Origin of the sequence: Streptomyces sp. ITFR-21 (genome assembly GCF_031844685.1) — a bacterium.
Taxonomy (GTDB): Bacteria; Actinomycetota; Actinomycetes; order Streptomycetales; family Streptomycetaceae; genus Actinacidiphila.
Genome location: NZ_CP134605.1, coordinates 4,735,214 through 4,761,733, shown reverse-complemented (window position 1 = coordinate 4,761,733; position 26,520 = coordinate 4,735,214). Strand labels below are relative to the sequence as shown.

General features: G+C 73.5%; 26 protein-coding genes. 15 read left to right on the top strand and 11 right to left on the bottom strand.

The window, feature by feature from the left end; genetic code table 11:
• Window positions 1-5: 5 nt before the first annotated feature.
• On the bottom strand, window positions 6-953 hold the full coding sequence (locus RLT57_RS21480) for a DMT family transporter (RefSeq protein WP_399129094.1): 948 nt from the start codon (window positions 951-953) through the stop codon (window positions 6-8).
• Between the two features lie 270 nt (window positions 954-1,223).
• Between RLT57_RS21480 and RLT57_RS21475 the strand changes: the two genes are divergently transcribed.
• A complete protein-coding gene (locus tag RLT57_RS21475) occupies window positions 1,224-1,745 on the top strand; it encodes a hypothetical protein (RefSeq protein WP_311298913.1) in 522 nt (173 codons plus the stop codon).
• A 263-nt stretch (window positions 1,746-2,008) separates the two neighbouring features.
• Here the strand turns inward: RLT57_RS21475 and RLT57_RS21470 are convergent, their stop codons facing one another.
• Window positions 2,009-2,770, bottom strand: coding sequence for a hypothetical protein (locus RLT57_RS21470; RefSeq protein ID WP_311298912.1), 762 nt, complete (start codon window positions 2,768-2,770; stop codon window positions 2,009-2,011).
• Window positions 2,771-2,927: 157 nt separating this feature from the next.
• Between RLT57_RS21470 and RLT57_RS21465 the strand changes: the two genes are divergently transcribed.
• From RLT57_RS21465 to RLT57_RS21455, 3 genes are read left to right on the top strand one after another with little or no spacing between them, the layout of a single operon-like run.
• Window positions 2,928-4,292, top strand: coding sequence for a magnesium transporter MgtE N-terminal domain-containing protein (locus RLT57_RS21465; RefSeq protein ID WP_311298911.1), 1,365 nt, complete (start codon window positions 2,928-2,930; stop codon window positions 4,290-4,292).
• Entirely contained in the window at window positions 4,282-4,911 is a 630-nt protein-coding gene (locus tag RLT57_RS21460) for a DUF1003 domain-containing protein (RefSeq protein WP_311298910.1), read from the top strand. The genes RLT57_RS21465 and RLT57_RS21460 overlap by 11 nt, the downstream gene beginning before the upstream one ends.
• A 33-nt stretch (window positions 4,912-4,944) precedes the next feature.
• Window positions 4,945-6,102, top strand: a complete 1,158-nt coding sequence (locus RLT57_RS21455; RefSeq protein ID WP_311298909.1) for an Mrp/NBP35 family ATP-binding protein — start codon at window positions 4,945-4,947, stop codon at window positions 6,100-6,102.
• Between the two features lie 145 nt (window positions 6,103-6,247).
• Here RLT57_RS21455 and RLT57_RS21450 read toward each other — a convergent pair whose 3' ends face one another.
• From RLT57_RS21450 to sigE, 4 genes are all read right to left on the bottom strand, one after another.
• Window positions 6,248-6,862: a hypothetical protein gene (locus tag RLT57_RS21450; protein WP_311298908.1), complete on the bottom strand. Its 615-nt coding sequence runs from the start codon at window positions 6,860-6,862 to the stop codon at window positions 6,248-6,250.
• Window positions 6,863-7,089: 227 nt separating this feature from the next.
• Entirely contained in the window at window positions 7,090-7,581 is a 492-nt protein-coding gene (locus RLT57_RS21445; RefSeq protein ID WP_311298907.1) for a sec-independent translocase, read from the bottom strand.
• 168 nt (window positions 7,582-7,749) lie between these two features.
• Entirely contained in the window at window positions 7,750-8,664 is a 915-nt protein-coding gene (locus tag RLT57_RS21440; protein WP_311298906.1) for an anti-sigma factor family protein, read from the bottom strand.
• Entirely contained in the window at window positions 8,661-9,443 is a 783-nt protein-coding gene (gene sigE, locus RLT57_RS21435; protein WP_311300792.1) for an RNA polymerase sigma factor SigE, read from the bottom strand. Before sigE ends, RLT57_RS21440 begins: the two co-directional genes overlap by 4 nt.
• Before the next feature lie 209 nt (window positions 9,444-9,652).
• Between sigE and RLT57_RS21430 the strand changes: the two genes are divergently transcribed.
• On the top strand, window positions 9,653-10,288 hold the full coding sequence (locus tag RLT57_RS21430; protein WP_311300791.1) for an O-methyltransferase: 636 nt from the start codon (window positions 9,653-9,655) through the stop codon (window positions 10,286-10,288).
• 114 nt (window positions 10,289-10,402) lie between these two features.
• Here the strand turns inward: RLT57_RS21430 and RLT57_RS21425 are convergent, their stop codons facing one another.
• From RLT57_RS21425 to RLT57_RS21405, 5 genes are all read right to left on the bottom strand, one after another.
• Window positions 10,403-10,570 carry a DUF3117 domain-containing protein gene (locus RLT57_RS21425; RefSeq protein ID WP_073493047.1) on the bottom strand — a complete coding sequence of 56 codons (168 nt, stop codon included), beginning with the start codon at window positions 10,568-10,570 and terminating at the stop codon, window positions 10,403-10,405.
• A 275-nt stretch (window positions 10,571-10,845) separates the two neighbouring features.
• Window positions 10,846-11,397: a MerR family transcriptional regulator gene (locus tag RLT57_RS21420; protein ID WP_311298905.1), complete on the bottom strand. Its 552-nt coding sequence runs from the start codon at window positions 11,395-11,397 to the stop codon at window positions 10,846-10,848.
• A 1,415-nt stretch (window positions 11,398-12,812) separates the two neighbouring features.
• Window positions 12,813-13,757, bottom strand: a complete 945-nt coding sequence (locus RLT57_RS21415) for a thioesterase II family protein (RefSeq protein ID WP_311298904.1) — start codon at window positions 13,755-13,757, stop codon at window positions 12,813-12,815.
• Window positions 13,754-15,109: a class I adenylate-forming enzyme family protein gene (locus RLT57_RS21410; protein WP_311298903.1), complete on the bottom strand. Its 1,356-nt coding sequence runs from the start codon at window positions 15,107-15,109 to the stop codon at window positions 13,754-13,756. The genes RLT57_RS21415 and RLT57_RS21410 overlap by 4 nt, the downstream gene beginning before the upstream one ends.
• Before the next feature lie 283 nt (window positions 15,110-15,392).
• Window positions 15,393-15,731, bottom strand: coding sequence for an ArsR/SmtB family transcription factor (locus tag RLT57_RS21405; protein WP_311298902.1), 339 nt, complete (start codon window positions 15,729-15,731; stop codon window positions 15,393-15,395).
• Between the two features lie 397 nt (window positions 15,732-16,128).
• Here RLT57_RS21405 and RLT57_RS21400 point away from each other — a divergent pair, with 397 nt between their 5' ends.
• From RLT57_RS21400 to RLT57_RS21355, 10 genes are all read left to right on the top strand, one after another.
• Window positions 16,129-16,887: an SDR family NAD(P)-dependent oxidoreductase gene (locus tag RLT57_RS21400; RefSeq protein WP_311298900.1), complete on the top strand. Its 759-nt coding sequence runs from the start codon at window positions 16,129-16,131 to the stop codon at window positions 16,885-16,887.
• On the top strand, window positions 16,881-17,153 hold the full coding sequence (locus RLT57_RS21395; RefSeq protein WP_311298899.1) for an acyl carrier protein: 273 nt from the start codon (window positions 16,881-16,883) through the stop codon (window positions 17,151-17,153). The genes RLT57_RS21400 and RLT57_RS21395 overlap by 7 nt, the downstream gene beginning before the upstream one ends.
• Window position 17,154: 1 nt before the next feature.
• A complete protein-coding gene (locus RLT57_RS21390; RefSeq protein WP_311298898.1) occupies window positions 17,155-18,219 on the top strand; it encodes an AvrD family protein in 1,065 nt (354 codons plus the stop codon).
• Between the two features lie 26 nt (window positions 18,220-18,245).
• Window positions 18,246-18,962: an AAA family ATPase gene (locus tag RLT57_RS21385; RefSeq protein ID WP_311298897.1), complete on the top strand. Its 717-nt coding sequence runs from the start codon at window positions 18,246-18,248 to the stop codon at window positions 18,960-18,962.
• A gap of 125 nt (window positions 18,963-19,087) precedes the next feature.
• Window positions 19,088-20,581 carry an MFS transporter gene (locus RLT57_RS21380; protein ID WP_311298896.1) on the top strand — a complete coding sequence of 498 codons (1,494 nt, stop codon included), beginning with the start codon at window positions 19,088-19,090 and terminating at the stop codon, window positions 20,579-20,581.
• 79 nt (window positions 20,582-20,660) lie between these two features.
• Window positions 20,661-21,131, top strand: a complete 471-nt coding sequence (locus tag RLT57_RS21375) for an ester cyclase (RefSeq protein WP_311298895.1) — start codon at window positions 20,661-20,663, stop codon at window positions 21,129-21,131.
• 11 nt (window positions 21,132-21,142) lie between these two features.
• On the top strand, window positions 21,143-22,048 hold the full coding sequence (locus RLT57_RS21370) for an FAD binding domain-containing protein (RefSeq protein ID WP_311298894.1): 906 nt from the start codon (window positions 21,143-21,145) through the stop codon (window positions 22,046-22,048).
• Complete coding sequence (locus RLT57_RS21365) at window positions 22,045-22,617, top strand: (2Fe-2S)-binding protein (RefSeq protein ID WP_311298893.1); 573 nt, start codon at window positions 22,045-22,047, stop codon at window positions 22,615-22,617. Before RLT57_RS21370 ends, RLT57_RS21365 begins: the two co-directional genes overlap by 4 nt.
• A gap of 124 nt (window positions 22,618-22,741) precedes the next feature.
• The gene (locus RLT57_RS21360) at window positions 22,742-25,051 is read left to right on the top strand and encodes a xanthine dehydrogenase family protein molybdopterin-binding subunit (protein ID WP_311298892.1); all 2,310 of its coding nucleotides are present in this window, start codon (window positions 22,742-22,744) and stop codon (window positions 25,049-25,051) included.
• 216 nt (window positions 25,052-25,267) lie between these two features.
• Window positions 25,268-26,515, top strand: coding sequence for an XdhC/CoxI family protein (locus RLT57_RS21355; protein ID WP_311298891.1), 1,248 nt, complete (start codon window positions 25,268-25,270; stop codon window positions 26,513-26,515).
• The last annotated feature ends 5 nt before the right edge of the window (window positions 26,516-26,520 follow it).

The following is a 26,520-nucleotide window of genomic DNA, read 5'->3' as shown; positions in this document are numbered from 1 at the left end:
CGGTGTCAGGCCGCCGGTACGGTGCTCCTGCGGCGGTCGGCGAGGATCACCAGGGCCAGGCCCGCGAGGATCACGCCGAGTGCCGGGTAGGCGGCGGCCGGCGGTGTCTGGCCCAGCCACAGCGCGGCGATCAGCGCGGCGCCCGGCGTCTCCAGCAGGATCGCGGTCGACGTGGTGGCCGGGCCGAGGCCGTGCACCACCCGGTTGAGCAGCGAGTGCCCGAGCAGTTGGGCGGCGACCGTCAGCGCGGCGATCTTCAGCCAGGTCCTCCCGTCGTAGCCGCCGAGCGCCGACCCGGACACCAGGCAGGCGCCGAGCAGCACCAGCGCCGTGGTCCCGTAGCAGAGGTACGTGTACGCGGTGGTGCTCGCGGTACGCCGCACCTCCGCGCCCAGCAGGACGTATCCGGCCGCCGCCATGCCCGCGCCGAGGGCCAGCGCGTCGCCGGCCAGCGCCCGGGTGTCGGTGGACAGGTCGATGCCGGTGAGGACGACCACCCCGGTCACCGCGAGCGCGGTGCCCGCCCAGACCAGTCCTGGCGGGTGGTGACCGCGCGCCCGCATGATGAGGGTGGTCCAGATCGGGGTGGTGGTGCACAGCGCGGTCGAGGTGGCCACCGACGTCATGTTCAGGCTCGGCAGCCACAGGCCGAAGTGCAGGGCCAGCACCACGCCGGCCGCGGCGGACAACGCCAGCGCCCGGCCGCCCATGTGCCGCAGTTCGCTCCGGTGCCGCCACAGCGCGACCGGGCTGAGTACGCCGACGGCCAGCGCGTTGCGCCAGAAGGCGATGGCGAGCGCCGGGGCGGCGGTGGCGGCTATCAGCGGGGCGGACATCGAGACGCCGGCGATGGCCACGGCGAGCAGCGTGAGGTCCGGCCGCCGGCCCGGAGCGGCGCCCTCGGCGGCCACCGGGTCCGCGCCGGCGGCGACGGTGCTCTGCGGGGTGGTCACGGGGCTCCTCGGGGGCGGTTCGCGGGTCGCGGCGGTCGGCCGCCCCTCAGCGTAAGGCCCGTCCCCGACCTGAGCACCTGTCGCTTCCGCGCCAGGGAAGGGCGGGGACGCCCGGGACACGGGACCGGGCGGGGACCCGAGGCAGCGGGCCCCAAGGCGGCCGGGCCGGGGCGGGGCCGGTCCCGTGGGCGGGGAGGACGGGGGCCGGCGCCGCGGCGGGGTGTCCCCCAGGGCGTCCCGTCCGGCCGGCCAGACCCTAGGGTGGTGCCCATGACGACCGAGACCGCCTCCGCCGCCCTGCTGGCCGCCCTCGTCGAGGAGGCCGCGAAGAAGTCCGGTCTGGTCTGGGTCGACGGCCAGGCGCTCTGGCACGCCTGGGCCGACGGCGCCCTGTGCCTGGTCGGCGGCCCCGGCGAACAGCGGCTGCCGCCCGGCGTCACCGACGGCGGCTCCGTGACGGTCACCGCGCGCAGCAAGGACAAGGGCGGTCGCCTGGTCACCTGGCCGGCCGGGGTCGCTCTGCTGGCCCCGGGGTCCGCGTCCTGGTCGGCCGCCACCGCCGAGCTGAAGTCCAAGCGCCTCAACTCCCCCGACGGCGAGGGGCTGGCCGGCCGCTGGGCCCGGGAGTGCCGGGTCTTCCGCCTCACCGCCGCCGGCCCGCCGTCCGAGCACCCGGGCGCCGTCCCGACCGCCTCCGGCGCCGCCGCCCCGGTCCCGACCCCCGCGACCACCCGGCACCCCGCCCCGGCCGCCCTGCCCCGCCTGCTGACCCGCCGCCGCTCCCAGCGCTAGGGCGTGTCGTTCGGATCCGCGGGGGTCGGGTAGCGGGGTCCGGTGCGTGCGCGTGCGAGGCCGCGGAGGGAGGCGACGCGGTGTGCCGCCGGCCGGCGGGAGCGCGGCGGACGCGCGGTCCGGGTCTGCGCGGCACGGGTCTCCGGGCGCCCGGGGCGGCCGGGGTCGTCGGTTCCCCGGGCTCCCGGGCTCCCCGGGCCCGTGGATCCCCCGGGCTCAAGGAGTTCACCGGGCCGGCGGACGTCGCCGCGCTCAGGCGGTCATCAGGACGACGACGGCTTCGGGGCCGGCTTCCCGGTCGGTGACACGCCCAGCGACGTGCCGTAGTCGACCACCGCGTCCTTGCCGGGCGCGACCAGCGTGAAGTCCTGGCCCCAGTCGCTGAGGGTGAGGGTGCCCGCGTTGCCGGCGCGCTGGTAGCGCAGCGGGTAGGGGCTGCCGATCAGGGAGACGTCCAGGGAGCCGCCCTGGGAGCCGTTGACGGCGATGGTCCTGGTGCGGCCGACCCGGCGGTGGTCGCCGACCTCGGGGGTGCCGCCGAGGGTGAAGAGGTCGGCCAGCAGGACCTTCTTGTCGGTGAAGCCGCTGAACTGCCGGTAGGCGGGATCGGTGGGCGGCACCTTGACGTACTTGCCGTTGAGCTTGGCAGCGGCGGCCCGGCTGTCCTTGTCGGCGCCCCCGTCGCCGTAGAAGTCGGCGCCCGCCTTGAGGTAGAGGTCGGCGCCGACCCGCAGCAGCTGGAAGGTGCCGCCGGCGGTGGTGACCTCACCGACGCCGCCGTTGCCGCGCAGCCGCATGTCCAGCCGGTAGGACCTGCCGTCGCTGAGCACGGTGCCGGCCAGCCGGACGGTGGGGGCGGCCTCGGCGGCGGACTCGGCCTGCTGCTCTATCGTCCGCGGCGGCAGCTTGGCGACTCCGTTGGTGCCGGCGTCGGGGTCGCCGCCGCCCAGGCCCAGGCAGCCGGTCAGCAGCGGTGCCGCGCAGAGCGCTGCGAGGGCGGCGGCGGTCCGGCGACCGGAATACACGGGATCTCGTCCTCCTGCGGGCGGCGCTGCGGGCGGTCCAGAAGCTACCGCAGCGGTCGCCGCAGCGTACCCCCGGGGCGTGGGCCGGTTCGCCCGGCGGACAAGATCGTGCCGGAGTAGCCTGGCCGCGGACGACGAACGGACGAGGAGGCCCCGTATGGCCGCAGGCGCCCCCCGGGTCTTCGTCTCGCACCTGGCCGGGATCGCGGTCTTCGACCCGACCGGGGACCAGGTGGGCCGGGTCCGTGACGTGGTGGTGATGCTGCGGGTCGGCGGCCGGCCGCCGCGGGTGCTCGGCCTGGTGGTCGAGGTGGTCAGCCGGCGGCGCACCTTCCTGCCGATGACCAGGGTGACCGGCGTGGAGTCGGGACAGGTGATCACCACGGGCGTGCTGAACACGCGCCGCTTCGAGCAGCGGCCGACCGAGACGCTGGTGCTGGGCGAGCTGCTGGACCGCCGGGTACGGCTGGTCCCGACGGTGGGGGCGCCGGGGGACGGCGAGGAGGTCACCGTGCTGGACGTGTCCGTGGCGCAGCTGCCGGCCCGCCGCGACTGGGAGATCGACAAGGTCTTCGTCCGCCGCGGCAGGCCCGGCGCGCTGCGCCGCAAGGGGGAGACGCTGACGGTCGACTGGTCGGCGGTCACCGGCTTCCGGCTGGCCGAGGAGGGCCAGGGCGCGGAGAACCTGCTGGCCACCTTCGAGCGGTTGCGCCCAGCGGACCTGGCGAACGTACTGCACCACCTGTCGCCCAAGCGCCGCGGCGAGGTCGCCGCGGCGCTGGACGACGACCGGCTGGCGGACGTACTGGAGGAGCTGCCGGACGACGACCAGGTGGAGATCCTCGGCAAGCTCAAGAGCGAGCGGGCCGCGGACGTGCTGGAGGCGATGGACCCCGACGACGCCGCCGACCTGCTGGCCGAGCTGCCCGCGGAGGAGCAGGAGCGGCTGCTGGCGCTGATGGGGCCGCAGGAGGCCGCGGGCGTACGGCGGCTGCTGTCGTACGAGGAGCGGACCGCGGGCGGGCTGATGACCACCGAGCCGATCGTGCTGCGCCCGGACGCCACGGTCGCCGACGCGCTGGCCCGGATCCGCAACCCCGACCTGTCGCCGGCGCTGGCCGCGCAGGTGTACGTGTGCCGGCCGCCGGACGAGACGCCCACCGGCCGGTACCTGGGCCTGGTGCACTTCCAGCGGCTGCTGCGCGATCCGCCGTTCACGCTGCTGGGCTCGATCGTGGACACCGACCTCCAGCCGCTCCAGCCGGACACCGCGCTGCCGTCGGTGACCAGCTTCCTGGCCACGTACAACATGATCTCGGCGCCGGTGGTGGACGACAGCGGCGCGCTGCTGGGGGCGGTGACGGTGGACGACGTGCTGGACCACCTGCTGCCGGAGGACTGGCGGGAGACCGATCCGCCCGGCCCGGCGGGCGGCGCGGACGAGGACGACGACCCGGAGCGGGCGCCCTACGACCCCGCCGACGTGCCCGGGGCGGCCCGGAAGGCTCCCGATGGCCGCTGACGAGCGGGACCAGCGCCAGGGGCTGCCCGCGCGGCAGCGGGTCCGGCTGGACCAGCCGCGGGTCACCGGCCGGCGCAGCCTGCTGCCCGCGTACGACCCGGAGGCGTTCGGCAAGTTCTCCGAGCGGATCGCCCGCTTCCTGGGCACCGGGCGGTTCATCGTCTGGATGACGGTCCTGATCATCCTGTGGGTGCTCTGGAACATCTTCGCGCCGCGGGCCATGCGGTTCGACCCGTACCCGTTCATCTTCCTGACCCTGATGCTGTCGCTCCAGGCGTCCTACGCGGCGCCGCTGATCCTGCTGGCGCAGAACCGGCAGGACGACCGGGACCGGGTCAACCTCGAACAGGACCGCAAGCAGAACGAACGCTCCATCGCCGACACCGAGTACCTGACCCGGGAGGTGGCGGCGCTGCGGGTGAACCTGGGCGAGGTCGCCACCCGGGACTGGATCCGCTCCGAACTCCAGGACCTGCTCAGGGAGTTCGAGGACCGGCAGGCCAAGGGCGCGGTCCGGCGGCCCCGGCCGGCAGGTCGGCCGCCCACCGGGCCGGGCGCGGCGCCGGGCGCCGGACCGGGCGCGGCCCGCGGTGACGAAGCCGACGGCCGGGGTCGCTGAACCGGACCCCTCCGCCGCCGTACCATCGTGCGTATGGCTACCACCACGTACAGCACCACGCCGACCGACGAGGCCGTCCGTGCCGCGCTCGCGACCGTGAACGACCCGGAGATCCACAAACCGATCACCGACCTCGGCATGGTGAAGTCCGTGGACATCGGGTCGGACGGCGCGGTGGCCGTCACCGTCTACCTGACGGTCTCCGGCTGCCCGATGCGCGACACCATCACCAGCTCGGTCACGGCGGCCGTCCGGGCCGTCGCCGGGGTCACCTCGGTGCGGGTCGGGCTGGACGTGATGAGCGACGAGCAGCGCCGGGAGCTGGCGTCCTCGCTGCGCGGCGGCCAGGCCGAGCGGGAGATCCCGTTCGCCCGGCCGGGATCGCTGACCCGGGTCTACGCGGTCGCCTCCGGCAAGGGCGGCGTCGGCAAGTCGTCGGTGACGGTGAACCTGGCGGCGTCCATGGCCGCCGACGGCCTCAAGGTCGGAGTGGTGGACGCGGACATCTACGGCCACAGCGTGCCGCGCATGCTCGGTGTCGACGGCCGGCCCACCCAGGTCGAGAACATGATCATGCCGCCGTCCGCGAACGGGGTGAAGGTCATCTCGATCGGCATGTTCACCCCCGGCAACGCCCCCGTCGTCTGGCGCGGGCCGATGCTGCACCGGGCCCTGCAGCAGTTCCTGGCCGACGTGTACTGGGGCGACCTCGACGTCCTGCTGCTGGACCTGCCGCCCGGCACCGGCGACATCGCCATCTCGGTGGCCCAGCTGGTTCCCAACGCGGAGATCCTGGTGGTGACCACCCCGCAGCAGGCCGCCGCCGAGGTCGCCGAGCGGGCCGGGTCGATCGCCGTCCAGACCCACCAGAAGATCGTGGGCGTGGTGGAGAACATGGCGGGCATGCCGTGTCCGCACTGCGACGAGATCGTGGAGGTCTTCGGTTCCGGCGGCGGCGACCGGGTCGCCGAGGGCCTGTCCCGCACCACCGGTACCAACGTGCCCGTCCTCGGCCGGATCCCGATCGACGTGCGGCTGCGCGAGGGCGGCGACGACGGCCGCCCGGTCGCCCTGTCCCACCCGGACTCCCCCGCGGGGGCCGCGCTGCGCGGCATCGCCGGCAAGCTGGGCGGGCGGGCCCGGGGCCTGGCGGGCATGTCGCTGGGGATCACCCCGCGCAACAAGTTCTAGGGCGTCCGCGGCACCGTGGAAACGCCGGGACCGGCCGGTGACCCCCGGCGCCGGGACCGGCCGATCGCCGGCCGGTCCCGGCGCCTTCGGCGCGGAACGTGCCGTCGGGCCCGGTGGCCGGCCCGTCCTGCGGTGGGGGCGGGTCTCAGCCCTCGTAGGTGGTCAGGTCGCGCACCACGGACAGGCCGAGGCCGTAGGCGCTCATGCCGCGCCCGTAGGCGCCCAGGTGCACCCCGCGGGCCGCGCCGGCCATCACCCAGCCGTACTCCGACTCGCGGTAGTGGAAGGGCGTCGGCTCCCCGTCCACCGGAAGAGTGAGCGTGGACCAGCCGGGCCCGTCCAGGTCGTCCGCCAGCTCCCAGGCCGCCGCGGTCTGCTGGTCGAGCCAGTCCTGCCGCAGGGACCGCTCCATGTGCGTGGGCCAGGTGCACGACAGCAGTCCCGAGCCGGCCAGCCAGGCCGCCGACGAGACCGAGGTGGCCTCCAGGACGCCGGTCCCGTCCGCGCTGCGCCGCCCCGGGCGCCGGGCCACCGTGACGGCCACGGCGAACCGCAGCCCCTCGGGGTCGGCCGCCTCCGCCTTCAGGGAGGGCTCGTCACCGTGCCCTATCGAGCCGTGCTCGACCGTGCCGTCCGCGCTGACACCGACCGTGCCGAGCCAGCGGGGCCCGGTGAACGCCTGGTCCAGCCCGTACCACGGGAAGTCGGCCATCAAGTAGCCGTCGACCGCCCCCCGCGCCGTGCCGGTCTTCGTCTCCATATGGGTCGCGCCTCCTCCAGTGCCCTTCTGGGCGACTTGCCATCTTGCCCGACCCTGGGTGGGTTCGGCGGCCGAAACGGCGTGGGGTGACGGCGAACACACGGACATCGGTCCACCAAGCGGGTGAAACACCCGCACCGGGTTGACCGCGGCGGCCGTCCGGGGCGGGCGACGGGCCGGGGCGCATCCAGGTGCCGGCCGGTGTCACCGCCGGCCGTGCGGGCCGCTCAGGTCGCGTCGGAGTCGAACGGCGGCGCTTCGTCCGGGGCGAGCCGGTCGGGCTTGCGCAGCCGGTCGGGCGCGGCGGCGCCCTGGCCGGTCCCGGCGGAGGCGGCCGGAGCCGCGGCGGTACCGGTGGAAGCGGCCTTGGCGGCCGGCTCTACGCCGTTCACCGCGTCGGTGACCTCCGCCATCTCCTTGCGGAGATCGAAGCTGCTGCGCAGATCCTTGAGCTCCTTGAGGCCGTACTCATCCTCCTCGCCGTTCATCAGGTTCTTCCGGATGAACGTCTTGGGGTTGAGGTCCTCGAACTCGAAGTCCTTGAACTCGGGGCCCAGCTCGCGGCGGATGTCCTCCTTGGCGCTGTCGGAGAACTCCCGCACCTTGCGGATGAACCGCATGGTGTCCTGGATGACCTTCGGCAGCTTGTCCGGGCCGAAGACGAGCACGGCAAGGACGACGAGGGCGACCAGCTCCAGCGGGCCTATGTCGAAGAACACCTTGCAGCTCCTTGGGACGTCCACAACCTGCTGGGCAGGGTCCGGCGGACATTACGGTACCCGTCGCCGCCGTGGATGCGGGAGTGGCCCGGCCAACACTACGTCGCCGGGGGGTGAAGGGAGACCCCCGTACGAGTGGTGGCCGGGCTCAGCGCGGCCCGGCGGGGCTCAGCGCAGCACCACGGAGGAGCGCGGCGGCTCGGCCGCCACGGCCGTCACCAGCGGTACGGCGCCGGGCGGCAGCAGCGGTCTGGTCAGGGACACCGAGGCGGCCGAGGTGACGGACCGGGCGGCGGCCGGGGCGCGGGTCAGCCGCTCGTCCACGGCGCCCAGCACGCCGCGGGGGGTGACTCCGCGGGTGTCGGAGACCGAACCCGCGGTCAGCGGGCTCACCGCGGGGCCGTCGTCGGGACGGGCGCCGCCGTCGACCGCGGCCTCCATCGGGAGGGCGCCGCCGATCGCGATGGCCGCCATCGAGAAGGCGCCGGCCGCCGCGAAGGCGAACCTGCGGCTGCGGTGCCGCGGCGCGACGGCCACCGGGTCGGCGGCCGGGTGCGGTTCCGCGGCCGGCTGGTGGATACGGAAGCCGCGCGACCGGGAGCCGGCCGGGGCCAGCAGGTCGCGGGCCGGGCCGAGGTAGGAGAACCGGCCCGAGCCGAGCGGTCCGGAGCCCAGCGGCCCCGAGCCCAGCAGGCCGCCGTCGAAGGGCCCGGCGGGCTCCTCGCCCAGCGCCGGGCCGGGAAGGCGCGCGGACGTGTCGTGGTTCCCGGGGCCGGCGGGCGGGTCCCAGGGGCCGCCGCGTCCGGGGTTCTCGGCCGTGCCCATGCCGGGCAGGCCCTGCAGCCTGGCCAGCAGCCCGGCCGATATGGCCGGCAGCTCGGAGGCCGCGACCACGCTCTTGAGCCGCCGCTGTTCGGCGGCGGCCGCTTTGCACTGTGTACACGTCGCGAGATGGGCGAGTACGCGATCCCGGCTGTCGTCGGTCAGCTCCCCGTCGACGAACGCCGCGAGGCGGTCGCCGAGGTGCTGCTCGGCAGGTCCGGGACGGTGGGGACGATGCTCGCCTGAACCGCTGCTGCTCACGTTCTCCCGCCCTCCAGGCCAGGTTTCGGTGCGGTGGCAGCAAGCGCGGGGGCCGGGCGCACGCCGGGCGCCCGGTGTTCCAGAGCCTTGCGCAGGTGGGAGCGGCCGCGGTGGATCCTGCTCCGTACCGTGCCCAGCTTCACGCCCAGCGTCGCGGCGATCTCCTCGTACGACAGCCCCTCGATGTCGCAGAGCACCACGGCGGCGCGGAACTCCGGCGCGAGGGTGTCCAGCGCCTGCTGGACGTCCGCGTCGAAGTGCGTGTCGTTGAAGTGCTGTGCCGGGGACGGCTCACGGCTGGGGAGCCGCTCCGCCGCGTCGTCGCCGAGTGCATCGAACCGGATCCGCTGCCGGCGCCGCACCATGTCCAGGAAGAGGTTCGTGGTGATGCGGTGCAGCCAGCCCTCGAAGGTGCCGGGTGTGTAGGTGGACAGGGAGCGGAAGACCCGCACGAAGACCTCTTGGGTGAGGTCCTCCGCGTCGTGCTGGTTGCCGGTCAGCCGGTAGGCCAGCCGGTACACCCGGGCACTGTGCGTACTGACGATCTCCTCCCAGGTGGGAGGGGTCCACGTCGGAGTGTCCCCGTCGGTTGCGAAGGTCGCGGTGGTGACGGAGCTCGCGGCGGCGGTTTCGTTCTCGCGTGAAGGATCATCAGCGGTGTTGGTCACGGATTTGGGCTGTCCGGCGGACCTGTGAAAGTGCGACCGCACTCTCCGGTCACCGGCCGCAGCCGCACCTCCCCTGTCGGCTCTGGTGGTGTCCAGTAGAGCCCCTACCATAGCCACCTCGCCCGTTAGCTCCGGATAAGTGCGCTTGCCCGGGGCGTAAGAGCTGCGCCAGGACCGCTCGCGGCTCTCGCCCCCTTGTGTTCTGCCTGCCTAACGCACGGTCCCATCCGCTGGTTCCCGGCCCCAACGGATACAGTCGCCGAGGGGCCTCGCGGCCAGGCGAACGCAAGGCGGACAACCGTGGTGACAGGGAGAGGGCCATTACCGGCAACCGGCAGGCGAGCTGGGCGTTCGCGGACGCGTTCGTCGCCGAGGACGAGGCCCTCATACGCGCCCGCGCCCATTCCCACCGCGCCGGGCTGCGGCCGGTCTCACCCGGTACCGGGGCGACGCTGCGGATGCTGGCGGCGACCGGTGACGCGAAATCGGTGGTGGAGATCGGTACCGGCACCGGCGTCTCCGGCATCCACCTGATGCGCGGGATGCGGGCGGACGGGGTGCTGACCACCGTGGACACCGAACCGGACCGCCAGCAGCTGGCGCGGGAGGCGTACCGGGACGCGGGGTTCGCCGCCAACCGGTCCCGCTTCATCTGCGGCCCGGCCCTGGAGGTGCTGCCCCGCCTCACCGACGGCGGCTACGACCTGATCTTCTGCGACGCCGACCGGCTGGAGTACCTGCACTACCTGGACGCCTCGCTACGGCTGCTGCGGCCCGGCGGCCTGGTGTGCTTCGAGGGCGTCTTCAGCCGCGGCCGCGCGCTGGACGCCGCGCACCAGGATCCGGAGTCGCAGTCGCTGCGCGAGCTGCTCCGCGAGGTCCGCGACAACCCCGAGCTGGCGGCGGTGCTGCTGCCGACCGACGACGGCCTGCTGTGCGCGGTACGCGGGAAGTGACACGGGACACGCCGGGCGGGGACCGCGGGGGAGCGGGCGGCGGGGCGCCGTCGATGAGGCGCGGCCACACACCCTCGGGCGTGTGGCCGCGGCGAAAACCGGGGACCGCTGGTCTCAGACGATGGCCTTCTTCAGCGCATCGCCCAGGGCGTCCGCCTCGTCCGGGGTCAGCTCGACGACAAGCCGCCCGCCGCCCTCAAGCGGAACGCGCATAATAATGCTCCGCCCCTCCTTGGTCACCTCGAGCGGGCCGTCACCCGTCCGCGGCTTCATGGCCGCCATGCTCGTTCCCCTTCCTGAAACCAGCTCGGACTCGAACACATTGGTTCTCGGCCATTATCCCGCATCGCGGGACCCGATGACCAACATCGTCCAAGGCAATGTTCTGACCTGCGCGGATGCACGTCGTGGAAGCGAGCGGCCACGGCAGGCGGCCAGGGCGGGCGGCTGCGGTGCGTGACGGCGGGCCGGACGCGGGCCGGATTCTGCCCCGTCCGGCGTCCGCCGGAGTGCGCCGGCGGGGCGAGCCGGCGGGCCGGTTCAGCCGGGCGGCGTGCTCACCGTCCACCCCGCGTCGTCCCTTCGGCCAGGACCGGTGCGCCGACGGCGTACGTCACCCTGCGTTCCGTCACTCCTTCGCGGACTCCTTTGCGGACCCTTTCCCGCGCTCCTTTGGCGCCGCCGACGACGAGATCCTCCGCTAACTCGTCGTCGGCCTCGTCCAGCGCGGGTGAATCCAGGATCTGCACGAGGGACTCCAGCCGGCGCAGCGCCTCGTCGCGCTGTGCCACCTCCTGGCGGAAGTCGTCGCGGTACTGCTGCACGATGCCGAACCGGGCGGGCAGGGTCTCGTCGCCCTGCCGGATGAGCGCGGCGAAGCGGATCATGTCGTCCACGCTCAGCCCGGCCGCCCGCATCACACCGATCAGTTCCAGCCAGCTCAGGTGGTCGGAGCTGTACCGGCGGTGGCCGCCGGGGCCGCGGCTGACGTCGTGGATCAGGCCCAGCTGCTCGTACCAGCGCAGGGTGTGTGCGGCCAGCCCGCTGATCTGCTCCATTTCGGTGATCGTATAGATCTTTCTGTGGTCGGTGGACCGCTTGTCTAACATCTTGGGTGACCTTCCCTCGTGTTACAGGGTCTTGGGCGGTGTCGAAGTGCCGAATCGGCAGTAGCACTCAAGGAACCTGTTCATCGCGGTTCGACCGCAGGTGGTATCACGGGGTGCGCCGGCCCCTTCCGAGGCCGTGGGCGGGGATCGTCCCGTTACGAAGCGGGGCCGTCGGAAGCTTTTCGGTGTCAGCCGGGAGACGGACCGCGTCGACCGCCGCACCGGAAACCGCCCGGCCACTCCGCGCCCACCGGATCGGCGGCGGCGCGACGGAACAGGCCGGGTTCGTCGCATTCACTCCGCGATCTCAGCGGAGTACCCCTTTCCCATGGACCCTTTTATCCGGCCATCTCCTTCCAACTCCTTCCAACCCGCTGTTTATGGAGCTACCGGTGTGCGAGAAGCCGAAAATCAGATGTGATGTCGGGAGATAGGGGCAGAATCCTCACGCGTTCGTCCCACCTTGGACGTACCGCGGTACGTCCGCCGGCGGATCGGGCCGGTGGGGACAGGGGGCCGGTGGGACGGCGCCCGGGAGAACGGGCACGGCGGCCGTAAGCCACCGGCGGCGCGGGCGGGCCCGCCGCGCGGTCGGGACTCTCGGGGCACGGCGCGACCGCGGCGTCGCGGATGACGGCCCCGGCCAGGGAATATGCCATCGGGCACGATCCTTCACATCACGAGATATCGGAAATCACATGATCACCGAAGGCCGCGACCTTCCCGTGCCCAACCCCCGTAGCGCACCGTCATACACCCCATTTCGTCAGCCGAACACGCTCGGACCCCGGACGTCCGGGGAAGTCCACCCGGCAGGGTGCCATCCTTGGCACCCGTGTCATCCCGCGGCCGGTGCTTTGGCACGCGCACAGGTGCCGCACGACCGTGCCGGAATAGAGGACATCAACGCTTTCACGTCAATCCTTCCGTGCGGGGACGACCGGGGACGGACCGCCGACCGCGCAATCATATGCTTTTGGCGGTCCGCCGCACAATGACAAGTCAACATTGAATAGCGGATATTCGCGCGCCCATCGCGGTGACAGGGCACGTCATCGCACTGCGGACGCACAGACACGGACTTCGCCGACTTACCAAGGGAATGTAAAGTTCCAGATCACCGAACACACGGGCGGTTGAAACACCCCGTCGCGCGGCGCCGCGCACTCCGGCGCCGAGGCCGATACGGACCGGCCGTCGGCGGCCCCGGCGCCCGGGGAAGGCGTGGTGCGGGCCCGGACACCGAAGGGCGGCCGGGGCGGGTGCGGATCACGTCGCGGTACCGGACGCCGTCGTCGGGGCACCGTCCCCGCGGGCGGCGCGAGCCGCCGCGGACGCACTGTCCTGCCGGTCGTACTGCTCTCCCACCGTTCCCGTCCGACCCGCGGCAGGCCCCACCGCTGCTGGCCGGTTTCCTACCGCACCGCCGGCCGGCGGTGCCCGGCGCCGCCGGCCGGCTCCAGGATCTCCGCGACGGCCGCGAGGATCCGCTCCGGCTGCCGGTGCGGGAAGAAGTGCCCGCCGGGCAGCACCCGGTAGCGGAAGTCCGCGCCGGTCAGCGCGCGCCACTCGGCGACGGCCTGCGCCGGCGCCACATGGTCCTGCGCGCCGGCCAGCGCGAGGATCGGGTACGGCAGCGCCGGGCGCGCCCGGGGGCCGGACCGGGCGAGCAGCCCGAGGTCCGCGCGCAGGGTCCGCGCCACCGCGCGCGCCACCGCCTTGTGCCCCAGCGCGGTGGCCGGGGTGCCGCCCAGCGCGCGCAGCCAGGCCAGCAGTTCCTCGTCGGTGCGGGCGGCCGGACCGCCCGCACCGGCCGGACCGCCGGACCCGGCCGGGCTGCTGCCGGAGACGACCAGGGCCAACGGCCGCGGCCCCCCGTCCCGCAGCAGCCGCAGCGCGGTCTCGTACGCGACGCGCGCGCCCATGCTGTGGCCGAGGAGCACGAACGGTCCGGCGGGCGGGAGGCAGCCGAGGACGCCGTCCACCGCGTCCCGCATCCGGGTGAGCGGTGGTTCGTGGTGGCGGGTGCCGTGTCCGGGCAGCTCCACCGGCACGATCTCAAGACCGTTCGCCGCCGCCGGCTCCCGCCAGGGCAGGTAGGTCCGGGCCGCGCCGCCCGCGTGCGGGAGGCAGTAGACGCGCACCCGGCGGCCGGCCGGATCATCCGGTCCGCCGGCGCCGTCACCGTACGGCGTCCAGGGCCCGGCCGACCGGCCGGCCCCCTCCCGGCCCTGCGCCGGCGCGGCGGCGCCCGCCGCCGCGCCCGCCGCCGCGAGGGACGCGGGCGCCGCCCCGGCGGGGGCGGCCGGCGACGCGACGAGCGCGCCCGGTGCGGCCTCCCGCTCGGCGACGGGGCTCACACCAGGCTCCGCGACTTCTTGAACCGGTCGTTGTGGTGGTCGGAGTCGGAGATCTCGATCAGGGCGGGCACCTTGTACGCCTCCAGCCGCCGACGGCAGTGCGCGCGCACCTCGCTGACGAACCCGGCCCGGTCCGCCGCCGCGATCTCGTCACGCACCTTGATCACCGCCTTGACCACCATGCCGGTGACATGGCTGGGCCGGCCGCTGACGGTGGCGTCGGCGATGGCCGGGAACTCCAGCAGGACGTTCTCCACCTCGCTGGGGTAGACCTTCTCCCCGGCGACGTTGATGATCTCCGAGGACCGGCCGAGGATCCGGACGTAGTCGCCGTCGGTCTCCACCACGTCCTGGGTGTTGAAGAACCCCTTGTCGTCGAAGGGCGCGGGGGCGTTGAGGTAGCCCAGCATCGCCATCTCGGAGCGGATCCACAGGATGTCGTCCCGGATCTCGTACTCGAACCCGGGGCCGCCCAGCTTGACCCACAAGGTGTCGTCGCCCTTGGAGCGGGTCGGCAGGATGCCCAGCTCGGACAGTCCGTAGGTCTGCTTCAGACGGGCGCCCGGCAGCGCCTGCCCGATCCGCCGGAGGGTGCCCAGCGGCATCGGTTCCGTGCCGTAGGTGACCAGCTGGAGGCTGCTGAGGTCGTACCGCTCGTACACCCGGGAGATGAGCAGCATGTTCAGGAACGTCGGCGTGGTCGGCAGCACCTCGACCCGGTGGTCGGCGACGGCCTGGCACACGCTGCTCGGGGTGCGCTCGGGGACGGTCACCAGCGTGCCGCCCTGGCTCAGCGTGTGCAGCAGGGTGTTGATTCCGCCGATGTGGTCCAGGTTGAGGAACGCCAGGGTGCGCCGGGGGCGCGTCGGCTCCCCGTAGCGGGCCAGTACGCGGTCGAAGTCCAGCACGGTGGCCTTGCTGCGGCCGGTGGTGCCGGAGCTGAACAGCACCAGGCCCGGCGAGCCGGCCTCGCGCAGCCGCCGGTAGAGCTCGTGCCCCGCGGTGCGGCCGGTGCGCTCGGCGGTGCGGCCCCCGCCGTCCGCGCCGAGGGTGATCACCACCTCCGCCTCGGCGATCTCGTGGAACTCGGCGCGCTTGGGCGCCGGCAGCGCCGACAGCGGTACGACGACGGCGCCCCGGTCGACCAGCGCCAGCAGGCCGGCGCAGGCCATCGGTGAGCTGGGCCCCTCCAGGGTCACCACCTCGCCGCGGGCCACGGACTCGCGGTCGAGGAACTCGCGCCATTCCGCGACATCCGCCGCCAGCTGAGCATATGGGTACTTGATTCCGTTGAAAACGATGGCCTCGGTGTCCCCGAATGAATGAAGACGGTCGAGGAAAGAAATGCTCATTGCTCCTCCGATCATCCTGATCATCGCGCTCGCACGTCCGTCCCGGATGCCGCTCCGGCCGACATGGAACCGGGCCTGTCGCACAGCCCACAAACAATTGACAAGCTAGCCGGTTCAAGTTGGCATGAACCAAACAGCACTGCGCCAAGGTGATCTGAATCACCTTGGCGCAGGGTTGCCGGGTACGGGGACGCCGGCCGGGGCGGCGGGACCGGGGGACGGCGCCGGGCGCGGCGCCGGGAGGCGGCCCGCCGCCGGACCGGTCGCGCGGGCGGCCGGGCTGCTACACCCGCTCCTCGCTCAGGACGAAGTCCAGCAGGCCGGGGAAGCGGTCGCCGAACTCCTCGCGGCGCAGCCGGTTGACCCGCCGGGCCCCCTCGTCGCGCTGCTCGATCAGTCCGGCCTCCCGCAGCACGGTGAAGTGGTGGCTGAGGGCCGCCTTGCCCACCGGCACGTCGAAGGAACCGCAGGTACGGTCCCAGTCCGTACTGCTGGCCAGTTCCCGCACGATGACCAGGCGCACGGGGTCCGCCAGCGCGGTGAGGGCGGTGATCAGCCGCACGTCCCGAGGGTGCACATGCGCGGCGGGGGGGCGCCCCGGGTTGGTTCGGGCTTTCGTCATCTGTCCTCCCGGCGTTCCGTCGTGGCCCAAGGGGTGCGTGTCGTACCGGTGCGGTGGGCCGGCTGTACCGGTGCTGTTCACCTTCCATCGAACATAACAGGGAACCCCGCGGAACGCGCCGGGCCGCCCGCCCCGACGGCGGGGTCCGGCCACCGGGCGACGGCCGGGCGGCGCACCGGGACGGGAATTGCGCGCGGATCGGCGGAGGATACCGGAGATGAAGGAGAATTCGGACACCCTCTTGCTTCAGGTGCACTTCAACTGACTAACCTCATGCGAGTGCCGGCCGAATGACGCTTTGAAGCTTTACCGATCTCCTCTGGGACATCGGTCCGAAGGAATTGAGGAAACACCGCTCGAGCCCGTAACCGATACCGGAAAGAACCGGGAAGTCGATATGACCGAAGACAGGGCCGATGAGTCCCGAGCGGGCCTCGGCGTCGCCGTGGTCAGCGGCGGGAGCCGAAGCCTCGGCCGGGTTCTGGTGGAGCGGCTGCTCGCCGACGGCTGGCGGGTGGCCACCTTCAGCCGAACGGCCAACGAGTTCGTCGAGCAGACGGCGGAGAAGAACCCCGACACCTTCCACTGGGAGGCCGTCGACCTGGCCGACCCCGAGCGGCTGCGGGCCTTCACCCGCTCCGTCGCCCGGCGCTTCGGGCGAGTGGACCTGCTGGTCAACAACGCCGGAGTGCTGCACCAGGAGCTGCTGCTGACCACCACGGCGCAGCGGATCGAGACGCTGATCGACACCAACCTGCTCGCGCCCATCCTGCTGACCCAGGCGTGCGCCCGGCTGATGGTCCGTGGCGGCGGGGGCGCGGTGGTGAACATCTCGTCCATCAACGCCATCCGCGGCTACCGGGGCGTGGCCGCCTACGCGGCGGCCAAGGCCGGTCTGGACGGCTTCAGCCGCAGCCTGGCCCGGGAGCTGGGCGCCTTCAACATCAGGGTCAACTCGGTCGTCCCCGGCTTCTTCGAGAGCGACATGACAGCGAACGTCACCGCGTCGAACCGGGAGAGGATCCAGCACCGGACCCCGCTGGACCGGCTGGGCACCGCAGAGGAGATCGCCGACGCCGTCCTTTTCCTCGCTTCTTCCCGTGGCGGTTTCATCACCGGGCAGTCACTGGTCATCGACGGAGGAATCACATGCTGACGGACAAGGACATCCCCGACCTGATCGTCCGTGAGATCAGGTCGCTGCTGCTCGACCAGGAGGGCGAGTCGGCCAGCCTCGCGCCGGAGGACACGCTGGCCTCGGTCGGGCTGAACTCGCTGATGCTCGCCCAGCTGCTGATCCAGCTGGAGGAGACGCTGGGCGTGGACCCGTTCGGGGAGGACGTCTCGATCGCCGACATCCGTTCGATCGCGGACCTGGCGAACGCCTACGAGCGCGCGCTCACCGCCGAGGCGGCGGCCTGAGATGACGACCACCGGCAGGCAGCTGCGGCTGGACACCATCGACGAGTACCTGGGGCCGGGCGAGACCCGGTTCTTCTCCCGCGGCTACCAGCGCGCCCGGTACGACGTACGGGACGTGCGGGTGCGGCCGGCGCTGGCCGAGGGAATCTGCGTCACCGCGACCGCCGACATCAGCTACCCGGCGGACTGGTCGCGCAAGCGCGCCAGCGTGGACCTGCCGCCGCACCTGAGCACCGTGGACGCCCTGGTGCTCGGGGTCCAGCTGGCCGAGTCCCACCTGGTGCACGCGCACCGGCTGGCCGGCGCCGACCGGCGCGCGGTGCGGCTGCGGAAGGTCGCCCTGCGGGCCGGCAACGCCCCGCAGGAGGAGCTGGCCGACCTGCCGCTGAGCGCCGCGCTGGTGCGCAGCGGGGCGGACGCGCTCGCGGAGGGCGGCAACCGGTCGGTGTACGACTGCACGGTCGGCGGGCTGCGGGTGCGCTGCGAGATTGAGCACCCGACGGCCCGCGGCGGCGCGGCGGACACCGGGCCCGCCACCCGGCGGCACGACTCGCTGGCGGACGTGCTCGGCGCGGCCGAGTCCCGCTTCTACGGCGAGGGCTTCCAGCGCCGCCGGCACAGCATCCACAACGTCCGGGTGGACGTGGACACGCTGACGGCGGAGGCCGACGCCCGGTTCGCCGACGACGCCGGGAAGCCGGTGCCCGCCGAGGGCATCGAGGGTCTCGTCCAGCCGGCGGTCTCCGCGGTCGACGCGTTCGTGGTCAACCTCCAGCTGGCCCAGGTGCTGATGTACGAGCTGGACTCGCTCACCCGGGAGAGCAGCAACACCTTGTGGATGATGCAGACGGTGCTGGAGGCGCCCTACGGCCACCGCGCGCTGCCGCGGCCCGAGGAGTCGCTGCCCACCAGGACCGGCATCACCGGGCACCGGCTGCTGCCGCTGCGCGGCGGTGCGTGGCGCAGCGTGGACCTGCGCGGCGGGCTCGCGGACATCTCGATGCGCGCGGCCTTCGCCCATGAACTGCCCGAGGACGCGGCGGCGGCCGCTCGTCGGTCCGCTTGAGACACACCACACCCAGGAGGCGACTCATGCGTATTTCCATCTCCGGCACCTACTCCGCAGGCAAGACCTTCACCACGATGGCCCTGTCGCACTACACCGGCATTCCCCGGTCCCCCGCCAAGACCATCCGGGAGATCATGCCGGACGCGGTCCCCGGCAAGTCGCTGACCGAGGTGACGCCGGCCGAGTACGTCCAGCTCGCGGTGCGCCGGCACGTCGGCCGCGCGGTCAACGAGGCCCTGCTCGGCGACAGTTTCATCGCCGACGGCTCCTCGCTCCAGGAGTGGACCTACGCCGCGGCCCGGGTGCAGTTCGGCATGGACCCGGGCGCGCACACCGACGGGCCGCCGCCGGAGCCGACCCCCGAGATGGCCTTCTTCGAGGAGGTCGTCGGGCAGCTCGGCCACGCCTTCCGGCAGCACGTGAAGGAGTCGTTCGACGGTTTCGTGCACCTGCGCAACGAGTTCGCGCTGGGCGCGGACGGCCACCGCCCGATGAACGAGGCCTTCCGCACCGCGTGCGACGACATGCTGCTGGAGGCCCTGAACGAACTGGGCATCCCCTTCGCCGAGATCGGCGGCTCGGTGCCCGACCGGCTGGTGGCGATCGTCGAGCGGTTCGAACTGCCGGTGGTGCGCTCCATCGACGAGGCGATCGGCCTCGCCGAGGCCGACTACGCCAAGGTCGACTGGCGGCTGGAGAAGGTGCGGCAGCAAAGCGCCGCCTCGGCCGCGGCCGCCTGACGGCCGGTCCGCGGCGCGCCCGGCCGGGGCTTGAAGTGTTCGACGTAACGCGTACACTCGGTGTTTGATTCCAATCAAACACCTGTCACCCCGGCCGGGCACCCGGCAGAAAGCGGTGTTCTCCCATGTCCACGCCAGAAAAGACCGAGTCGGCGGACTCCTCGCGGGTCGCGTCGCCGCCGCCGACCGCGGCGCCCGCGGCCGACAGTCCGCCCGCGCCCTACGAGAAGCGCTGGCTCATGCTGCCGGTGCTGCTCGCCGCGATGTTCATGGCGCAGTTCGACCTCTACGTCGTGAACGTCGCCGCGCCCTCCCTCGAACACGACATCCACGCCGGTCAGGCCGCGCTGGAACTCATCGTCGCCGGCTACGGCTTCACCTTCGCCAGCGGCCTGATCACCGGCGGCCGGCTGGGCGACCTGTTCGGCTCCCGCCGGATGTTCCTGTACGGCACGCTGGCGTTCGCCATCGCCTCGCTGCTGTGCGGGCTCGCCCAGAACCCCACCGAACTGGTCGTCGCCCGACTGCTCCAGGGGCTCACCGGCGCGGCCATGGTCCCGCAGGTGCTCGCCATGATCACGGCGGTCTTCCCGCCGACCGAGCGGGCCCGCGCGCTGGGCTGGTTCGGTGTGGTCATCGGTGTCGGTGCGGTGGCCGGCCAGGTGCTCGGCGGCGTCCTGCTCCAGGTAAACGTGCTCGGTCTGGGCTGGCGGGTCATCTTCCTGGTCAACGTGCCCATCGCCCTGGTGGCGGTGGTCTTCGCGCTGCGCCTGCTGCCGCACCGGGCCTCGGCCGTACGCCCCCGGCTGGACCCGGTCGGCGCGATCGGCGTCTCCGCCGCCCTCGCCCTGGTCCTGGGACCGCTGGTGGTGGGCCGCAGCGAGCACTGGCCGGTGTGGTCCTGGGTCTGCATGATCGCCTCGGTCCCGGTGCTGGTGCTGGTGCTGCGCTACGAGGGTGCGCTGACCCGGCGCGGCGGTCAGCCGATGCTGGACCTCACGCTGTTCCGCAACACCGTCTTCGTCCGCGGCCTGCTGGTGTGCCTGGGCACCTTCTGCTCCTTCTTCAGCCTGGTGTTCGCCCTCACCCTGGTCCTGCAGTCGGGCCTCGGGCTCTCCCCGCTCAAGGCCGGCTTCACCTTCGCCCCGCTCGGCGTGGCCTTCGCCGTCGCCGCGATCACCTCGCCGCGGATCGTCGGCCGCTTCGGCGCCCGGCTGGTGACCACCGGCACCGCCGTCGCCGCGATCGGCATGCTGGCGCTGCTGATCGACGTCAAGCTGTCCGGCGGCGGCACCAGCGTCGCCCGGCTGATCGGCCCCATGATCGTGATCGGCGCCGGCAACGGTTTGGCCGTGCCCGCGCTCACCGGCGTGGTGCTGGCCGGCGCGAAGGTCGCCAACGCCGGCGCCGCGGCCGGGGTGTTCACCACCACCCAGCAGTTCTCCAGTGCCGCCGGGGTCGCCGGCATCGGAACCGTCTTCTTCGCCGCCCTGGGCGCCGGGCACGGCGTGGCCCACTACGCCTCCGCCCTGGCCTGGGTCGCCTCGGTCGACCTGGCACTGGCCCTGCTGTCCTGCGGCGCCAGCGCCCTGCTCGCCCGCCGGCTGCGGGCCGCCTGAGGTACGCACCCGCCGGGACCGAGCCCCGCTCCCCGCACAGGCACCGCCTGTGCGGGCCCCGACCCACACAAGGAGTGCCATGAGCACCGCAGACACCCGGATCGTCGTGCCGACCGGCAGTTCACCGGAGGTCCGCAAGCAGCGCATCGCGCTGCTGTTCGAGGAGATCATCACCAACAACCGGCTGGAGCTGGCCGACGAGATCTTCGCCCCGGACTTCTACTGGCCGCAGTTCGACCTGCGCGGGCCGGAAGGGGTGCGCACCTGGGTCCGGGCCTTCCGCGCCGCGTTCCCGGACATGAGCGACCTGGTCCAGGAGCAGACCGCGGAGGGCGACCTGGTGGTGACCCGGGTGGAGTGCGTCGGCACCCAGCTGGGCCCGTTCCGCGGCCTGCCGCCGAGCGGGCGCAAGGCGACGTTCACCGCGATCGGCATCGACCGGTTCCGCGGCGACCAGGTGATCGAGCGGGCCGCCCACTTCGACATCGTCGACCTGATGCGGCAGCTCGGCCACACCGACCTGCACGTCGAACCGGTCAACAAGCCCTGAGGGGAGCAGCGATGAGGCCCGTTCGCTTCGCGTACGCCCGGCCGCGCACCGCCGAGGAGGCCGTCGCGGAACTGCGGCGGCACGGCCCCCTGGCCCGCGTGGTCGCCGGCGGCCAGAGCCTGCTCCCGCTGATGTACCAGCGGCGGGAGCGGCCCACCGCGCTGGTGGACCTCGGCTCGGTGGACGGACTGCGGTCGCTGCGCCGGGACGGTGACGCCCTGCACATCGGCGCGACGACCACCCACCGGGCGATCGAGACGGCGACCGGGCCCGACCTGCGCGGATTCGAGGTGCTGCCGGAGGCGGCCCGGCAGATCGCGCACCTGCCGGTGCGGGTCAGGGGCACCTTCGGCGGCAGCCTGGCCAACGCCGACCCCCGCGCCGAGTGGTGTCTGCTGGCGACCCTGCTCGGCGCGGAGATCACCGCGCTCGGCCCGGACGGCGTGCGCGGCGTCCCGATCGGCGACTTCCTGCTCGGCGACGGGCGGACCGCCCTGGGCTGGGACGAGATTCTCGTCGGGGTGCGGCTGCCGCGGCCCGCGCCGAGCGCCGCGCTGGCCGAGTTCGGCTGGCAGGACGGCAGCCTGCCGGTGGTCGCCGCCGCGACCGAGGTGGAGCTGGCGCCCGACGGCTCCGTCACCGCGGTCAGGGCCGCGCTGTCCGGAGTGGCCGACCGGCCGGTACTGCTCGCCGAGGCGGAGCGGGTCCTGGTCGGCGGCGGGTCCGGCGAACAGCCGCTCGCCGCGGCCGCCCGCGGCCTCGCCGACACCCTCGACCCGCCGTCGGACGCCTGGGCGAGCGGCGCGTACCGGCGGGAGCTGGCCGCCGCCGTACTGCTCAGGTCACTGCGCGACTCCGTCAGCCGTGCCACCACCTCAGCCCTGGCGAGAACGACCTCTCAGGAGGCATCCCGATGAGCACCCAACCGGAAACCGAGACCGTCCCCCTACAGCTGACCGTCAACGGCGAGCAGCACAGCGTCGACGCCGCCCCCTGGCAGAGCCTGGCCGACGTGCTCCGCCGCTCGCTGAACCTGACCGGCACCACCGTCGGCTGCGGCCTGGGCACCTGCGGCAGCTGCACGGTGCTGGTGGACGGCGACCCCGTCCGCTCCTGCGTGATGCTCGCCGTACAGGCCGACAACAGCACGGTGGAGACCGTGGAGTCGCTGGCCCCCGACGGCAAGCTGAACGTCCTCCAGCAGGCGTTCCGCGAGCACGGCGCCCTGCAGTGCGGCTTCTGCACCCCCGGGTTCCTGATGCTCGGCACCGAACTGCTGCGCCGCGAACCCGAGGCGGACGAGCGGCAGATCCGCGAGTGCCTGTCGGCCAACCTGTGCCGCTGCACGGGCTACGGCGGGATGGTCGAGGCGGTCGCCGCCGCCACCTCGGCCGGCCTGCGCCGCTACGCCACCGCCTCGCGCCGGGACACCGCGGCCGAGCCGGCCGCCGTGCCGTCGGACGGGCCCGACGGGGAGCGCGCGTGAACCCGCCGGACCGCTCCGGGCACCGAAGCCCCCGGCGCGAGCCGGACCGGCCCGCCGCCCCCGCCCGCCGCGGCAGCACCGCCGCCACCCGACCGAGATCGGCCGCAGAAGGGACGCTCGCGCCATGACCGCCATCGGTACCTCGGTCCTCCGCCTGGAGGACGAACGGCTGCTGCGCGGACGCGGCAGGTTCCACGACGACACCGTGCGGCCCGGCCAGCTCTGGCTCCGCGTGGTGCGCTCCCCGGTCGCCCACGCGCGGATCGTGAACGTGGACACCTCGGCCGCCGAGCAGCTGCCGGGCGTGGTCGCCGTCGTCACCGCCGCCGACCTGCCCGGCCGCGCGCTCATCCCGGTCCGGCAGCCGCACCCCGGCATCGATTTCACCCCCTACCTCCAGCCCCCGCTGGCCACCGGCTTCGTCCGGTACGCGGGCGAGCCGGTCGCCGCCGTGCTCGCCGAGGACCCGTACCTGGCCGAGGACGCGGCGGACCTGGTGGTCCTGGAGTTCGACGAGCTGCCGGTGGTGCTCGACGCCCGCGCCGCGGCCGGCTCCCGGCTGGCCAGCCGGCCCGACACGCCGGCCGAGGTGGGCGTGGTGGAGTTCGGCTACGGCGACGTGGACGCGCTGTTCGACACCGCGGCGCACGTCGTGTCCGCCGACCTGTCCGTCGGCCGGCACAGCGGCACCCCGCTGGAGCCGCGCGGCCTGGTGGCCGAGTACGACGACCGCACCGAGCGGCTGACGGTGTGGGGCGCCTCCAAGGTCCCCTACTTCAACCGCCGGGTGCTGGCGGGCATGCTCGACCTGCCCGAGCACCGCATCCACATGCTGGAGTCGGACGCCGGCGGCTCCTTCGGGGTCCGCGGCGAGTTCTACCCCGAGGACCTGCTGGTGCCGATGCTGGCACTGCGCACCCGGCGGCCGGTGAAGTGGTCGGAGGACCGGACCGAGCACATGATCGCCGCCAACCACGCCCGCGAGCAGCAGCACCACTTCGAGCTCGCGTTCGACGAGGACCACCGGCTGCTCGCCATGCGGGACGAGGGCTGGCTCGACAACGGCGGGTACGTGCGGACCCACGGCGCGGTGGTCGCCGCGCTCACCGCGGCGATGATCTCCGGCCCGTACCGGCTGCCCGCCTGCCGCAGCCGGATCCACATCGTCACCACCAACAAGACGCCGATCGGCACCTACCGCGCCCCCGGCCGCTTCCAGCACAACTTCGTCCGCGAACACGTCCTGGACGTGGCGGCGGACCGGCTCGGCGCCGACCCGGTCGAGCTGCGTCGGCGCAACCTGCTGGACCACACCGAACTGCCGTTCCGGCGCCCCATGCAGATCTTCGGCGCGCCCATGCTGCTGGACGGCTCCGACCACCTCGGCCACTTCGACACGTCCCGCGAGGAGTTCGGGTACGAGCGGTGGCGGGCGCAGGCGCGGGCCGCGCGGGAGAGCGGGCGGCTGGTGGGCGCCGGCTGCGCGGTCATCCTGGAGAAGGCCGGGCTCGGCCACGACAGCGCGGTGGTCGACGTCGGCGTCACCGGCGCGGTCCGGGTGGCGATGGGCGGCTCCGGCTCCGGCCAGGGCGTGGAGACGGTGATGGCGCAGATCGTCGCGGCGGAGTTCGACATCGCGCCGGACACCGTCAAGGTGGTGCTGTCCGACACCGACATCCTCCCCGACGGAGCGGGCAGCTTCGCCAGCCGTACCACCGTGGTGGGCGGCACCGCCGCCAAGTTCGCCGCCGAGGCGGTCATCGCCAAGGCGCGCCGGGTCGCGGCGGTCCTGCTCGGCGTCGAGCCGGGCGAGCTGGTGGTCCGCGGCGGCGAGATGGTCGTCGCGGCGAACCCGGAACAGCGGGTGCCGCTGGGGAGGATCGCCACCGTCTGCTTCACCCCCCAGTTCGTACGCACCGGCGAGGAGCCGGGACTGGTCGGCCGCGGCACCTATGTCGCCGACGCGATGACCTACCCGTACGGCGCGCACTACGCGCTCACCGAGGTGGACCCGCAAACCGGCCGGGTCCGGCTGCTGCGCTACGCCGTCAGCTACGAGATCGGCAAGGCCGTCAACCCCCGCATGGTGCACGGCCAGATCTACGGCGGCGCGGTGCAGGGCATCGGGGGGGCGCTGCTGGAGGAGTTCCGCTACGACGAGCGCGGCATCCCGCTGTCGACCACGTTCAACGAGTACCGGTGGCCGCGGCTGTCCGACCTGCCGGACATCCAGGTGGCGGTCTACGAGGACTCGCCCGCCCCTGGCAACCCGCTCGGGGTGCGCGGCGCCGGCGAGGGCGGCACCGCGGGAGTGGGTGCCGCGATCGCCAACGCGGTCCGCGACGCCCTCCAGCTGCGCGGCCACGTGGGCTCGCTGCCGCTGCACCCGGAGCGGGTGCTCGGCCTGCTGCGCGACGCCCCCCGGCACGTCTGACCCGCCGGGCCGGACACTGCCGGACACCGGGAGCACCCGGACCACCGGGAACACCGGGAACACCGGGAACACCGGGACCGCCCGGACGAGGACCGGCGCGAGGACAATCGCCAAGAGGAAGAACACGCCCCGAACACGTGGACACCGCGGCACCCGAGGACCCGCAGAACCCCAGGAACCCCAGGAACCCGAGGAAGAGGAAGGGGACGCAACGCCGTGCTCGACATCGCCTCGCAGTTGGCCGGGATCCACGCGACCGGCCGCCCGTACGCCGTCGCCACCGTCATCCGCGTCGCCGGGAGCGCGCCCCGCGACCCCGGCGCGGCCCTGGCCGTGGACACCGACGGGGAAGCCCTGGGCAGCGTCTCCGGCGGCTGCGTCGAAGGGGCCGTCTACGAGCTGTGCCAGGAGGCGATCTCCTCGGGCCGGCCGGTCGTCGAACAGTTCGGCTACAGCGACGAGGACGCCTTCGCGGTCGGCCTGAGCTGCGGCGGCACGCTGGACGTGCTGGTCCAGCCGGTGCGGCCGGGGCAGGACCCCGGCTGGGACGAGGGGCTGTCCCTGATGTCCGCCGGCCGGCCGGTCGCCCTGGCCCGGGTCGTCTCCGGCCCGGCCGCACTGCTCGGCAGCGTCCTCGCCGTGACCGCCGGCACCCACACCGGTACGCTGCCGGCGCCCGCCGGGCCCGGCGCGGTGCCCGGCGCCCTGGAGCGGGCGGTCGTCGCGGAAACCCGCGCGCTGCTGGAACTGGGCAGGACCGGGACCGTCACCTTCGCCCCCGACGGCCGGCCCTGCCCACCGGAGGGGCCGGCGGCGATCGGCGTCTTCGTCGAGTCGTACGCGCCCCCGCCGCGGATGCTGGTTTTCGGCGCCATCGATTTCGCCGCCGCGGTGACCCGGATCGGCCGGTTCCTCGGCTACCGGGTGACGGTGTGCGACGCCCGGCCGGTCTTCGCCACCGCCCGGCGCTTCCCCGACGCGGACGAGGTGGTGGTCGACTGGCCGCACCGCTACCTGGAGTCGCAGGCCGCCGACCTCGACAGCCGTACGGTCGTCTGCGTCCTCACCCACGACGCCAAGTTCGACGTCCCGCTGCTGGAGCGGGCGCTGCGCACGGTGCCGGGCTACGTCGGCGCCATGGGCTCGCGCCGCACCCACCACGACCGGCTCGCCCGGCTCCGCGAGATCGGCCTCAGCACGGCCGAACTGGCCCGGCTGCGCTCCCCGATCGGCCTGGATCTGGGCGCCCGCACACCCGAGGAGACGGCGGTCGCGGTGGCGGCGGAGATCATCGCGTTCCGGCGCGGCGGCAGCGGCCTGCCCCTGTCGGCCGGCGGCGGCCCCATCCACCACGACCTCGGCCCGGTGGCCCGCCCGCTGCGGCCCGCCGCAGCGGCGGGTGCCAGGACGCTGCGGATACCGGCCGTCGTCCCCGGCCTGCCGGCCGAGCGGATCGCCGGCTGACGCTT